This is a genomic window from Streptomyces sp. NPDC002309 (assembly GCF_053593375.1).
This window is the reverse complement of record NZ_JBSFCI010000002.1, coordinates 9,012-22,398: the sequence shown is the minus strand read 5'-3', so window position 1 is coordinate 22,398 and position 13,387 is coordinate 9,012. Positions and strand designations below refer to the sequence as shown.

Sequence of the window (13,387 nt, the reverse complement as noted above, 5' to 3'; positions counted from 1 at the left end):
GCCATGCCCTCTGCCGGGCACGGAAATGAAGCTACGGAGGGGTTGTCACGGGGCTGTGCGGAGCAGCCTGCGGTGAACGCTCGACTGTCCGTCGGTTGTGTAACGGAAGGAGGAAACGGTGAAGAGCGCAGGGGAGTTGGGGCCGCTATGGGGTGATTTGTCTGATGAAGGAGTGGCCAACGCTGTGACATGAGGAGGCGCGCCGCCGTGACCCTTCGGCGCGTCAGGTCAGCGGCAGCCGGTACAGACCGCCCTGCAGCGGCTCCACCAGACCGTCGGAGACCAGGCCGTCCAGGGCGCGGGCCCGCTGGACGGGCTCGTGCCACACACGGTCAAGACGCGCCTGCGGGACGGGCGCGTGCGCCTCGCGCAACACGGCCAGCAGCTTGCCCCGCACCTGCCGGTCCGTACCGGCGTACGTCTGGGCGCGCCGCGGCGGGCCCTCGTGCTCCGGCTTGCCCGCCAGCCGCCACGCGCACTGCGCGGCGATCGGGCAGTGGTGGCAGCCCTCGTTCTTGGCCGTGCAGATCAGCGCGCCCAGTTCCATCGACGCGGCGGCCCAGCGGGCGGCGATCCCCTCGTCGTCCGGGAGCAGGGCCCTGGCCAGCCTGCGCTCGGCGGCCGTCGTCGCGTTCGGCGGGTACCGCACCCCGGTGACCGCGCGGGCGAACACCCGGCGGACGTTGGTGTCGAGCACGGCGTGCCGCTGCCCGTAGGCGAACGACGCCACCGCCGCCGCGGTGTACTCGCCGATGCCGGGCAGCGCGAGGAGCTGCGCGTGGTCGGTGGGTACGTCGCCGCCGTGCCGTTCCGTTATGGCCACGGCGGCGCCGTGCAGACGCAGGGCGCGGCGCGGGTACCCGAGCCGGCCCCAGGCGCGGACGGCCTCGCCGGGGGCCTCCTTGGCGAGGTCGGCGGGGCGCGGCCAGCGGGCGAGCCACTGCTCGTAGACGGGCAGCACGCGGTTGACCGGGGTCTGCTGGAGCATGAACTCGCTGACCATCACGCCCCACGCGCCGGCCTCCGGCCGCCGCCAGGGCAGGTCGCGCGCGTGCTCGTCGAACCAGGCGATGACGGGGGAGTGGAGGCCGTCCCCGCTCGGGGAGCCGGTGACGGCCTCGGCGGGGCTGGTGTGCGGGGGCTTCGTGGGAGCAGTCATGGCACTTCCGATCCTGCCATGCCGGTGCGGATCGGCCGTGCTGCTGCGAAGCGTTTCGCGGGCCGGCGGACAGCGGCCCAGGAGCGGGCGGCGCGGGCGCCCGGACCCGCCGCTGTGCCCCTTGCGCCCAACTGACCCCCGTCCGCCCGGCGTTTCCGGGATGATGATCCGGAAAAGTTGTGGCTCCAGGCGGCGGGTGGGGCCAGTGACGCCACCGATCTCTCGTACAGTTTGCGCCGTGGGATCTCTGCGCAATCCGGTCGGGCCGCTTCCCTCCTCCATCTACTGGCGACGGAGGGTGATCATGCTGTCCGTGGTCGCCCTGCTGGCCCTGCTGGTCACCTGGGTCATGACCTCCGGTGGCGGCGGCCGGAGCAGCAACGGCGCAGGAGGCTCCGACGGCAAGAATCCCGCGCCCTCCATCACGCCGGGGCCGTCCGGTTCCGGGCCCGCGATCAGTGAAGCGCCGGGCGGACGCGACGAGTCGGACGACGAGGACTCCGGCGGCGGCGACACCGGGGACGGCGGCGACGCCGGGGACGGATCGGACGAGGGCACGGGCGGCGGCGCCGGCTCGGGTACGGGCGACGGCGAGGGGGCCGGCGGCGCGGACGGTTCGGGTGCCGGTGGTTCCGGCGCGGGTTCCTCCGGCGGTGGCGTCGGTACGGGCGACGCGCTGCCCGCCGGGTCCTCGTTGCCCGACTGCACCCCGAAGAAGGTGACGTTGACCCTGCGCAGTGTGCGCAACGCGTACTCGCCCGACCAGACGCCCGCGTTCCGGCTGACCGCGAAGAACACCTCGGGTGGTGACTGCAAGGTCGATCTCGGCCCGAAGGGGACGGTGCTGACGGTCACCCAGGCCGGTGGTGACGACGACGCGTACTGGTCGTCGGCCGACTGCCCCAAGGGCTCCGGGAGCCTGTCGTACCGAGTCCCGGCGGGGGAGAGCATCACGTACACCGCCAAGTGGAACCGCAAGCCGAGCGCCCCCGAGTGCGGGACGCCTCCGGCGGGGGTGGCCGGGGCGGGGACGTATCTGCTGGAGGGGAAGGCGGCCGGGTTCGGGACGCTGCGGGGCTCGTTCGTGCTGAAGGCGGACTGAGCGCGGCGCTTCGTTGTTTTGCCGCGGGGTGGCTCGCTGGGGCCGGTGTCGTCGGGTGCGGGCCGTTGTGGCGGGGCGTGGTCGCGCGGTGCTTCGGGTGCGGGTTTCGTCGTGGCTGGTCGCGCAGTTCCCCGCGCCTCTTTAGGGAGTCGGGCCTCGGGGGCGTTGATGGCCGCGCAGTTCCCCGCGCCTCTTGAGGGAGTCGGGCCTCGCGGGGTTGATGGTCGCGCAGTTCCCCGCGCCTCTTGAGGGAGTCGGGCCTCGGGGGGTTGATGGGCGCGTGGTTCCCCGCGCCTCTTGAGGGAGTCGGGCCTCGGGGGGTTGATGGGCGCGTGGTTCTCTTGGGGCCTTCAGGGTGTGGGGTCTGGCGGTGTCAGACGTAGCGTTCCAGGATCGAGGACTCCGCCAGGCGGGACAGGCCCTCGCGGACGCTGCGGGCGCGCGCCTCGCCCACGCCGTCCACCGTCTGGAGGTCGTCGACGCTCGCGGCGAGCAGCTTCTGGAGGCCGCCGAAGTGCTCCACCAGCCGGTCGATGATGGCGCCCGGCAGCCGCGGCACCTTGGCCAGCAGCCGGAAGCCGCGCGGTGAGACCGCGGAGTCGAGGGCCTCGGGGGAGCCGGTGTACCCCAGGGCACGGGCCACCGTCGGCAGTTCGAGCAGCTCGGCGTGGCTGAGGGCGTCCAGCTCGGCCAGGGCCTCGTCGACCGTGCGGGAGCGCTTGGCCGTGGGCTCGGGGACATAGTCCCGGACGACCAGCTCCCGCTCGGGCTCCACGCCCGCGATCAACTCGTCCAGCTGGAGCGCGAGCAGCCGCCCGTCGGTGCCCAGTTCCACCACGTACTCGGCGATCTCGGTCGCGATCCGGCGCACCATCTCCAGCCGCTGCGCCACCGCCGAGACGTCCCGGACCGTCACCAGGTCCTCGATCTCCAGGGCGGACAGCGTGCCCGCGACCTCGTCCAGACGGAGCTTGTAGCGCTCCAGGGTCGCGAGCGCCTGGTTGGCGCGGGACAGGATCGCCGCCGAGTCCTCCAGGACGCGGCGCTGCCCGTCGACGTAGAGGGCGATCAGCCGCATGGACTGGGAGACCGAGACCACCGGGAAGCCGACCTGCTTGCTGACGCGGTCCGCGGTGCGGTGGCGGGTGCCGGTCTCCTCGGTCGGGATCGTCGGGTCGGGCAGCAGCTGCACGCCCGCCCGCAGGATCTTCGACAGGTCGGAGGAGAGCACGATGCCGCCGTCCAGCTTGCACAACTCGCGCAGTCGGGTGGCCGTGAACTCGACATCCAGGACGAATCCACCCGTACACATGGACTCGACGGTCTTGTCGGAGCCGAGGACGATCAGGCCGCCGGTGTTGCCGCGCAGGACGCGCTCCAGGCCGTCGCGCATGGACGTGCCGGGCGCGACGGCGCTCAGCGAGGCGCGCATGAGGCCATCGGCACCGGCGCTCCCGCCGTACTTTCCGGGAGCTGCTGCCCGGTCGTTGGCTGCCACTGCACTCCTCCGGTCGCAGGTTCTGGGGCGCCCCCGGATCCGCACGCGGTTCGTACGGACGGGCGAGACCAGGGCAAAGTCTACCGGCGGTCCTCCGCATCCTGGGGGGCCTCTCGGCGACGGGAGCGGGGGAGCACCCTCAGGGCGTCCCCTATATCCGCGACTTCCAGCACCTTCATACCTGCCGGAACCTTCCCCGGGTCGCCCGGTACGAGGGCGTGCGTGAAGCCCAGCCGGTGCGCCTCGCTGAGCCTGCGCTGCACGCCCGTGACCCGTCTGACCTCGCCCGCGAGCCCGACCTCGCCGATCGCGACGAGGTTCTTCGGTAGCGGGGTGTCGCTGGCGGCGGAGGCCAGCGCGAGGGCGATGGCGAGGTCGGCGGCCGGCTCGGACAGCTTCACCCCGCCGACCGTCGCGGAGTAGATGTCCCGCTTGCCCAGGGCGCTGATCCGGCCGCGCTGTTCCAGCACCGCGAGCATCATCGAGACGCGGGAGGTCTCCAGACCGGACGTCGTGCGGCGCGGGGAGGGGATCTGGGAGTCGACCGTGAGCGCCTGGACCTCGGCCACCAGGGGGCGACGACCCTCCAGGGTGACGGTCAGGCAGGTGCCCGGTACCGGTTCGGTCCGACGTGTCAGGAAAAGTCCGCTGGGGTCCGCGAGGCCCGTGATGCCCTCGTCGTGCAGTTCGAAGCAGCCGACCTCGTCCGTGGTGCCGTAGCGGTTCTTGACGCCGCGCACGAGCCGCAGGCGCGCGTGGCGGTCGCCCTCGAAGTGCAGCACGACGTCGACGAGGTGCTCCAGGAGGCGGGGGCCCGCGATCGCGCCGTCTTTGGTGACATGGCCCACCAGAAGGGTGGACATGCCGCGTTCCTTCGAGGCGCGGATCAGGGCGCCGGCCACCTCGCGGACCTGGGCCATGCCGCCGGGCGCGCCGTCGATCTCGGGGGAGGCGACCGTCTGCACCGAGTCCATGACCAGCAGCGACGGCTTCACCGCGTCCAAGTGGCCCAGCACGGCCGACAGATCGGTCTCCGCGGCCAGATACAGGTGGTCGTCGATGGCGCCGATGCGGTCGGCGCGCAGCCGGACCTGACTCGCGGACTCCTCGCCGGTCACATAGAGGGTGCGGTGCTCGTCGCTCGCCGCCTTGGCCGCCACGTCCAGCAGCAGCGTCGACTTGCCGACGCCCGGCTCGCCCGCGACCAGCACCACGGCCCCGGGAACCAGGCCACCGCCCAGCACCCGGTCCAGCTCGGGGACGCCGGTGGAGCGCGCCGCTGCCTGCCGGCCGTCGACCTGGCCGATGGGCACGGCGGACGTCGTGACGCGACCCGGTGTCGTGGTCCGCACCGCGGGCGTGCCGTACTCGTCGATCGTGCCCCAGGCCTGGCATTCGGGGCAGCGACCGAGCCATTTGGCCGTTTGCCAGCCGCATTCCGTGCAGCGGTAGGACGGACGGTCCTTGGTGGTCTTCGTACGGGCAGCCATGACGAAACCGTAGCCGCCGGCACCGACAGCCGGGGCGCGGGCCTCACGGAGCAGTGCGTCGTGGGTCACGGGGCAGGCCGTCGTGGGTCACGCGGCGACGCGTCGTGGGTCGCGGAGCAGCGCGCGTCGTGGGTCGCGCGTGCGCGCCCGGTCGCGCGCCCGCGCGCCCGTGCGCACCCCCGACCGGCGGTCCCGTCACGAACGAGCAAGGGAAGACAGGTTCCTGTCCCCTTATGAGGGATCGTTTCACCCGTACGGATTAAATGTGCTCAAGGGGGCGGAAGCGGCCACGCGCCGCCGCCTACGGTCGCCGGGTGATGAGCAGCAGCCCGGACACCACCACCCGCACGACCGGCGCACATCGTGCGCGCCGTGAGGCGCGTGACCGCGCTGCGGCGCGCACCTTGGTGCAGCGCCCTCCCGCGCGCTACGAGCCCTATGTGGACGGTCTGTTCACGTACTGCCTGTCCGTGCTGTGCGACCACGAGGCCGCCACGGCCGCCCTGGGCGAGGTCCTCGCGCTCGCCGAGCGCCGGGGACAGCGTGCCCCGGAGGCCGCCGGTGACCGCAGGGCCTGGCTCTACGCGCTGGCCCGCTGGGCCTGTCTGCGCAAGCTGGCCGAGGCCAAGCAGAAACGTCAGGCCACCCACGCCGCCGGCCGCCATGGAGCCGACCGCAAGGGCGGCGCGCAGCCCGGCTCGCCCCCCGTCTCCGAGTACGCGCAGGAACAGCGCAGACGCGAACTCGCCCTGCTCGCCTGGCCGGAGGCCGCCGGCACCACTCCCGAGCAGCGCGAGGCGCTCGAACTGGCCGTGCGCCACCATCTGTCCGCCCACGAGGTCGCCGCCGTCCTCGGTATGGACCTGGCCGCCGCCCGGGACCTGCTCTCCTCGGCCGCCTGCGAGGTGGAACGCACCCGCGCGGCCCTCGCCGTCGTGGAGACCGGCGCCTGTCCGAGCGTCGCCCGGCTCACCGGCGACAACCAGCTGGTGCTCAGCAGCGCCCTGCGCCGGGAACTGGTCCGGCACGTCGACGACTGCCCCCACTGCCGACGCACCGCCGAGCGCGCGGCTTCCGGCAGCTGGCCCGGCGCGGGCCCCGCCCCCACCCAGCTGCCCGTCCTGGAGGCACCCCGCGCGGTCCTGCACATGGCCATGGCGCACCACCCGCGCGCGCGGAGCGCCGTACCCCGCTTCGACCGGCGCGGCTTTCCGATGGACCCCAAGGACCGCGCGGCCCGGCGGGACCGTCTTCGCGCGCGTGCCGTCACCACGACCGTCGTCGCCACGGTGGTGGCCGCCCCGGTGCTCGCCCTGTGGTCGGCCTACCGGGGCACGCCGATCACCGGAGAGGGCACGGACGGCCGCGGAACCACCGCCAGCCGGGACGACGGCGCCGGCACGCTCGACGGCGAGACCGCGGACGGCGGCTACCAGAACGCCGGCAACGCCGACACCAGCCGCGGCGGCCGGTTCTCCCGGGGTGACGAGCCCGATGTGTCGGTGGAGGTCGTCAGTGTCGCGGGCACCGGGCAGAAGGGCGCTGGCCGGCTCTCGGTGGCCGCGGACAACTCCGGCGACACCACCCTCATCACCCTCACCGCCTCCGGCTCCGCCCCCGTCCGCTGGTCCGCGACCACCGCCGCGTCCTGGCTCTACATGAGCCGGTCCTCGGGAACGCTCCGCCCCGGCGAGACGTTGACGATCAAGGTGTACGTGGACCCCCTGCGCGAGCCCTCCGGGCTCTGGAGCGCTCGGGTCGCGATCTCACCGGCCGGCGCGATCGTCTCGATCCGGGGGTACGGCAGCGCCCCCACCCCGTCCGACCCCGGCCCCGGTCCGGATCCCGTGCCGAGCACCCCGGGCGGCTCGGGCGAGCCGACCCCGCCCGGCCCCGAACCGACGCCCACGACCCCCGCGCCCCCCGATCCCACGCCGACCGACCCGACCACTCCGCCGCCCGACCCGGAGCCGACGCCGACCGCGTCCAACCCGTCGGCGCCGACCAGCCCGTCGCCGACGCCCAGCGACGGCGGCGACCCGAGCCCCAGCACCTCCTAGGGCCGTGTCGAGGAAACGGCGTCTGCCGCGTCAGCCCACGGGGTCCGCCGGATGCGGCGCCAGCAGCGGCAGCTGGGAGGCCAGCCGCTGCTCACAGAGCTTGGCCAGCCGGTCGTACCCCGCTTTGCCCATCAGTTCGGTCAGCTCCGGCCGGTAGGAGACGTACACCGGCTCACCCGCGCCGTGCGCCGAGGTCGCCGACGTGCACCACCAGTGCAGGTCGTGGCCGCCCGGACCCCAGCCCCGGCGGTCGTACTCGCCGATCGAGATCTGGAGCACCCGCGTGTCGTCGGGCCGGTCGATCCAGTCGTACGTCCGGCGGACCGGCAACTGCCAGCACACGTCCGGCTTGGTCTCCAGCGGCTCACGGCCCTCCCGCACGGCGAGGATGTGCAGCGAGCAGCCCGCGCCGGCCGCGAAGCCGGGGCGGTTCTGGAAGATGCACGAGCCCTGGAAGGGACGGGTCTGCCGGGAGCCCTCGTCGTCCTCGGAGACCCAGCCGTCGCGGGTGCCCTCGGCGTGGTTCTGCCAGATCTCCGGCGTGAGCCTCGCCACATGCCCGGCGACCCGCTGCTCGTCCTCCTCGTCGGAGAAGTGGGCGCCGAGCGAGCAGCACCCGTCGTCCGCGCGGCCCGCCTGGATGCCCTGGCAGCCGCTGCCGAAGATGCAGTTCCAGCGAGAGGTGAGCCATGTCAGATCGCAGCGGAACATCTGCTCGTCGTCCGCCGGATCCGGGAACTCCACCCACGCGCGCGGGAAGTCGAGACCCTTCTCGTCGGCTGCCGGGACGGCCGGGTCCTGCTCCGACTTCTTCGGTGCTTTCGCCCGCGAAGAACCCTGGGAAGAACCCTCGGCCGATTTGGCCTTCTTGCCTGCCTTGTCGTTCTTCGCCTTTTTCGTCTTTGGCACCCGTCCAGGGTAAGTCGCCCGAGACCCGTCCGGGACCGTCCGCGGGGCGGTGCACGGCGCGACTGGCAGTAGCGTTTCCGTACATGAGACTCGGTGTCCTCGACGTGGGAAGCAACACGGTGCATCTGCTGGTGGTGGACGCGCACCCCGGCGCACGCCCGCTGCCCGCGCACTCGCACAAGGCGGACCTGCGCCTCGCCCAACTCCTCGACGCGGGCGGTGCCATCGATTCCGAGGGCGTCGACAAGCTGATCGCCGTCATCCACGACGCGCTCCAGGCCGCCGAGGACAAGGGCGTCGAGGCACTCCTGCCGTTCGCCACCTCCGCCGTGCGCGAGGCCACCAACGCCAACCACGTCCTTGCCCGCGTCCGGGAGGAGACCGGCGTCGACCTGCGGGTACTCACCGGCGCCGAGGAGGCCCGGCTCACGTTCCTCGCGGCCCGCCGCTGGTTCGGCTGGTCCGCGGGCAGGCTGCTGGTCCTGGACATCGGCGGCGGCTCCCTGGAGATCGGCTACGGCATCGACGAGGAGCCCGACGCGGCCGTCTCACTGCCGCTCGGCGCCGGCCGGCTGACCTCGACCTGGCTGCCGGGCGACCCGCCCGCCACCGACGACATCAGGGCCTTGCGCCGTCATGTCCGTGCCGAGATCGCACGCACCGTGGGCGAGTTCACCCGCTTCGGCGCCCCCGACCACGTGGTGGCCACCTCCAAGACCTTCAAGCAGCTCGCCCGTCTCTGCGGCGCCGCCCGTTCCGCCGACGGCCTGTACGTCCAGCGGGAACTCAAACGGCAGTCCCTGGAGAGCTGGGTGCCCCGCCTGTCCGCCATGACCGCCCAGGAGTGCGCCGAGCTCCCCGGCGTCTCGGACGCCCGTGCGGGCCAGCTCCTCGCGGGCGCGCTGGTGGCGGAGGCGGCCATGGACCTGTTCGGCGTGGAGACGCTGGAGATATGTCCGTGGGCGCTGCGTGAGGGCGTCATCCTGCGCCGACTGGACCACATGGGATCCGCAGAGCCGGAGGCCGGGGCGGTGCCGTAGAGCGTGGTGGTGGTGCTGGGGGCGCCGTCGTGGGTCGCGGGGGGTGACGAGGTCGCTGTCGTGGGGCGCGGCGGGTGACGAGGGTTGCTGTCGTGGGTGCCGGGGCGTGACGAGGGTTGCTGTAGTGCGTCGCGGGGGCTGGGGCACGGCCCCAGTGCGTCGCGGGGGTGCTGAGGGCGGTGCCCCAGTGCGTCGCCGGGGGGTGCTGAGGGCGCTGCCGTAGCCGGTGCCGAGGCGCGAGCCCCGGGCGGATCGGCCGCAGGGGTTCGGCGGTGGGAGCCTCGGGCGGATCGGCCGCAGGGCCTCGGCGGCGGGATTCCGTCGGTCGTCCGGCCCCCGGCCTCCGCCCGAACGCCGCCGATCAAGGCACGCCGTTACCCTGTCCCCGTGGCAGAACCAGTCGTACGCGTCCCGGATGCGAAGGTCGCCCTCTCGACGGCCTCCGTCTATCCGGAGTCGACGGCGACGGCCTTCGAGATCGCCGCGCGCCTCGGGTACGACGGCGTCGAGGTCATGGTGTGGAACGATCCCGTCAGCCAGGACATCGAGGCCCTGCGCAGACTCAGCGACTTCCACCAGGTCCCGATCCTCGCCGTCCACGCCCCGTGCCTGCTCATCACCCAGCGTGTGTGGTCGACCGACCCGTGGGTGAAGCTGCAGAAAGCCCGCGCGGCGGCGGAGAAGCTCGGCGCGACGACCGTCGTCGTGCACCCCCCGTTCCGCTGGCAGCGCCAGTACGCGCGTGACTTCGTCGCCGGGATCTGGCGGATGGCGAACGAGACGGATGTGCGCTTCGCCGTCGAGAACATGTACCCGTGGCGCTACCGCGACCGCGAGATGCTCGCCTACGCCCCCGACTGGGACGTCACCAAGGACGACTACCGGCACTTCACGATCGATCTCAGCCACGCCGCGACCGCCCGTACCGACGCCCTGCAGATGGTCGACCGCATGGGCGACCGCCTCGGCCACGTCCACCTGGCCGACGGCGCGGGCTCCAACAAGGACGAGCACCTGGTGCCCGGCCGCGGCACCCAGCCCTGCGCCGAACTGCTCGAACGCCTCGCCCTCGGCGGTTTCGACGGTCATGTCGTGATCGAGGTCAACACCCGCCGCGCGATGTCCAGCGCCGAGCGCGAGGCCGACCTCGCCGAGGCGCTGGCCTTCACCCGCCTCCACCTGGCCTCCGCGGTGAAGGTGCCCCGCCGGTGACCGGCGCGACGTCCCGCGGACGCGGCAGGCCCCCTCGCGCGGAGTCCGGGGACACCCGCGACCGCATCCTCGCCGCGGCCCGCGAGGAGTTCTCGGAGCGGGGCTACGAGAAGACGTCCGTACGCGGCATCGCCAAGGCCGCGGGTGTGGACTCGGCGCTGGTGCACCACTACTTCGGCACGAAGGAGCACGTCTTCCAGGAGGCGCTGGAGGCGGTCTTCGCGCCCGCCCTGAAGGCGCCGGACGTGATCTTCGAGGGGCCTGCCGACCAGGTCGGGGAGCGTTTCGCCCGCTTCCTGTTCGGGATCTGGGAGAACCCCGTCACCCGGACCCCGCTGCTGGCCGTCGTGCGGTCCGCCGTGACCAACGAGGTGGCGGCGGCCGTCTTCCGTCGCCTGGTCGCCGCGCAGCTGCTGCGCAAGGTCGCCTCCCAGCTCGGTCTGCCCGACGCGGAGCTGCGCGCGGAGCTCGCGGCCGCGCAGATGGTCGGAGTCGCGATCATGCGGTACGTGATCAAGCTGGAGCCGATGGCCTCCGCCGACCTGGAAGTGATCATCCGGCGTGTCGCACCGGTCGTACAGGGGCATCTGACCGGGCCCTGACCGGGCGGGAACGAATCACCCTGAGACGGGTATCCCGCATTTCGGACACCTTGTCCATCCCTTGGAGCGGCGGCGTACGCTCGTAACAGTCAGATTTCTCCGAAGGAGCGAGCGACGATGCCCGAGCTGAGGTCCCGCACAGTCACCCACGGCCGCAACATGGCGGGCGCCCGCGCCCTTATGCGCGCCTCCGGTGTACCCGGCGCGGACATCGGCCGGAAGCCCATCATCGCGGTCGCCAACAGTTTCACGGAGTTCGTGCCGGGCCACACCCACCTCCAGCCGGTCGGCCGGATCGTCAGCGAGGCGATCTCCGCGGCCGGCGGCATCCCGCGCGAGTTCAACACGATCGCCGTCGACGACGGCATCGCGATGGGCCACGGCGGCATGCTGTACAGCCTGCCCTCGCGCGACCTGATCGCGGACAGCGTGGAGTACATGGTCGAGGCGCACTGCGCCGACGCCATGGTCTGCATCTCCAACTGCGACAAGATCACGCCGGGCATGTTGAACGCGGCGCTCCGCCTCAACATCCCCACGGTCTTCGTCTCCGGCGGCCCCATGGAGTCCGGCCGTGCCACGCTGGTCGACGGCACGGTCCGCACCCTCGACCTGGTCGACGCGATCTCCGACGCGGTCAACGACAAGATCTCGGACGAGGACATCCTCCGCATCGAGGAGAACGCCTGTCCGACGTGCGGCTCCTGCTCCGGCATGTTCACCGCCAACTCGATGAACTGCCTGACCGAGGCCATCGGCCTCTCCCTCCCCGGCAACGGCTCGGTCCTCGCCACCCACACCGCGCGCAAGCAGCTGTACGTCAACGCCGCCCGCACGGTCATGGACCTGACCCGGCGCTACTACGAGCAGGACGACGAGACGGTCCTGCCCCGCTCCGTCGCCACCTTCGCGGCCTTCGAGAACGCGATGGCCCTGGACATCGCGATGGGCGGCTCCACCAACACGATCCTGCACCTGCTGGCCGCAGCCCAGGAGGCGGAGGTGCCGTTCGGGCTGGAGCAGATCGACGTCGTCTCGCGCCGTGTGCCCTGCCTGGCGAAGGTCGCGCCCAACGTCGCCAAGGACCGCACGTACTACATGGAGGACGTGCACCGCGCCGGCGGCATTCCGGCCCTGCTCGGCGAACTGCACCGCGCGGGCCTGCTCAACGAGGACGTGCACTCCGTCCACAGCCCGTCGCTCGCCGACTGGCTGAAGACCTGGGACGTCCGCGGCGGCTCCCCCTCCCAGGAGGCGGTGGAACTGTGGCACGCGGCCCCCGGCTGCGTCCGCTCCGCCGAGGCCTTCTCCCAGTCCGAGCGCTGGGAGGCCCTGGACGAGGACGCCGAGGGCGGCTGCATCCGCTCCGCCGAGCACGCCTACAGCACGGACGGCGGCCTGGCGGTCCTGCGCGGCAACCTCGCCGTCGACGGATGCGTCGTGAAGACCGCCGGCGTCGACGAGTCGATCTGGACCTTCGAGGGCCCGGCGGTCGTGTGCGAGTCGCAGGAGGAGGCCGTCGAGAAGATCCTCAACAAGAAGGTGACGGACGGTGACGTCGTCGTCATCCGCTACGAGGGTCCCAAGGGCGGCCCCGGTATGCAGGAGATGCTCTACCCGACGTCCTTCCTGAAGGGCCGCGGCCTCGGCAAGACCTGCGCACTGATCACGGACGGCCGCTTCTCCGGTGGCACGTCGGGCCTCTCCATCGGCCACGCCTCGCCCGAGGCGGCCTCCGGCGGCACCATCGCCCTCGTCGAGGACGGCGACCGCATCCGCATCGACATCCCGAACCGCTCGATCGAGCTGCTCGTCGACGAGGCGGAACTGGCGCGGCGTACCGAGGCGTTGGACGGCGCCTACGCCCCCAGGAACCGCGAGCGCAAGGTGTCCGCCGCGCTGCGCGCGTATGCCGCGATGGCGACGAGCGCGGACAAGGGCGCGGTGCGGGACGTCAGCAAGCTGGGCTGAGGCACGTTCGGTGAGAGGGGCCGCCTGTGACGGTGCGGCCCCTCTCGCGTTCCGTCGCCCGCCCTGGTCCTGGTCCCTGGCCTGGTCCCCGTCCTGTTCCAGTGCGTGCACACCGCGGCGGGCGCCCTGCGTCACCGCGGCGCCCGTGCCACGTCACCAGCGTGCGAACAGCACTCCGTCCGGGGGCCCGGCGAACACCTTCCCGTCCGCCGCCACGTCACCAGCGTGCCGCGCCGCTCCCGTCCACCGCGAACAGCACTCCGTCCGGGGGCCCGGCGAACACCTTCCCGTCCGCCGCCACGTCACCAGCGTGCCGCGCCGCTCCCGTCCACCGCGAACAGCAC

Annotated in this window: 10 protein-coding genes; 6 read left to right on the top strand and 4 right to left on the bottom strand. The window is 72.6% G+C overall.

Annotated elements, in window-relative coordinates; genetic code table 11:
- Positions 1-223: 223 nt before the first annotated feature.
- On the bottom strand, positions 224-1,159 hold the full coding sequence (locus ACWCPM_RS01595) for an A/G-specific adenine glycosylase (protein ID WP_450974113.1): 936 nt from the start codon (positions 1,157-1,159) through the stop codon (positions 224-226).
- Positions 1,160-1,397: 238 nt separating this feature from the next.
- Here ACWCPM_RS01595 and ACWCPM_RS01590 point away from each other — a divergent pair, with 238 nt between their 5' ends.
- Positions 1,398-2,261, top strand: a complete 864-nt coding sequence (locus ACWCPM_RS01590) for a hypothetical protein (protein ID WP_450974112.1) — start codon at positions 1,398-1,400, stop codon at positions 2,259-2,261.
- A gap of 373 nt (positions 2,262-2,634) precedes the next feature.
- On the opposite strand, the gene disA is transcribed toward ACWCPM_RS01590, so the two are convergent.
- Positions 2,635-3,759 carry a DNA integrity scanning diadenylate cyclase DisA gene (gene disA, locus ACWCPM_RS01585; RefSeq protein WP_450974111.1) on the bottom strand — a complete coding sequence of 375 codons (1,125 nt, stop codon included), beginning with the start codon at positions 3,757-3,759 and terminating at the stop codon, positions 2,635-2,637.
- Positions 3,760-3,839: 80 nt separating this feature from the next.
- A complete protein-coding gene (gene radA, locus ACWCPM_RS01580) occupies positions 3,840-5,249 on the bottom strand; it encodes a DNA repair protein RadA (RefSeq protein ID WP_450974110.1) in 1,410 nt (469 codons plus the stop codon).
- Between the two features lie 314 nt (positions 5,250-5,563).
- On the opposite strand from radA, the gene ACWCPM_RS01575 reads away from it, so the two are divergent.
- Positions 5,564-7,309 (top strand): BACON domain-containing protein, encoded by a 1,746-nt coding sequence (locus tag ACWCPM_RS01575; protein WP_450974109.1) that lies wholly within the window; start codon positions 5,564-5,566, stop codon positions 7,307-7,309.
- 30 nt (positions 7,310-7,339) lie between these two features.
- Here the strand turns inward: ACWCPM_RS01575 and ACWCPM_RS01570 are convergent, their stop codons facing one another.
- Complete coding sequence (locus tag ACWCPM_RS01570; protein WP_450974108.1) at positions 7,340-8,218, bottom strand: hypothetical protein; 879 nt, start codon at positions 8,216-8,218, stop codon at positions 7,340-7,342.
- An 83-nt stretch (positions 8,219-8,301) separates the two neighbouring features.
- Between ACWCPM_RS01570 and ACWCPM_RS01565 the strand changes: the two genes are divergently transcribed.
- The 4 genes from ACWCPM_RS01565 to ilvD all read left to right on the top strand — a co-directional run bounded on the left by ACWCPM_RS01565 (position 8,302) and on the right by ilvD (position 13,043).
- A complete protein-coding gene (locus ACWCPM_RS01565) occupies positions 8,302-9,258 on the top strand; it encodes a Ppx/GppA phosphatase family protein (protein ID WP_450974107.1) in 957 nt (318 codons plus the stop codon).
- Between the two features lie 387 nt (positions 9,259-9,645).
- Positions 9,646-10,470 (top strand): sugar phosphate isomerase/epimerase family protein, encoded by an 825-nt coding sequence (locus ACWCPM_RS01560; RefSeq protein ID WP_450974106.1) that lies wholly within the window; start codon positions 9,646-9,648, stop codon positions 10,468-10,470.
- Positions 10,467-11,072, top strand: coding sequence for a TetR/AcrR family transcriptional regulator (locus ACWCPM_RS01555; RefSeq protein ID WP_450974105.1), 606 nt, complete (start codon positions 10,467-10,469; stop codon positions 11,070-11,072). The genes ACWCPM_RS01560 and ACWCPM_RS01555 overlap by 4 nt, the downstream gene beginning before the upstream one ends.
- A gap of 117 nt (positions 11,073-11,189) precedes the next feature.
- Entirely contained in the window at positions 11,190-13,043 is a 1,854-nt protein-coding gene (gene ilvD, locus ACWCPM_RS01550) for a dihydroxy-acid dehydratase (protein ID WP_450974104.1), read from the top strand.
- Positions 13,044-13,387 lie beyond the last annotated feature (344 nt).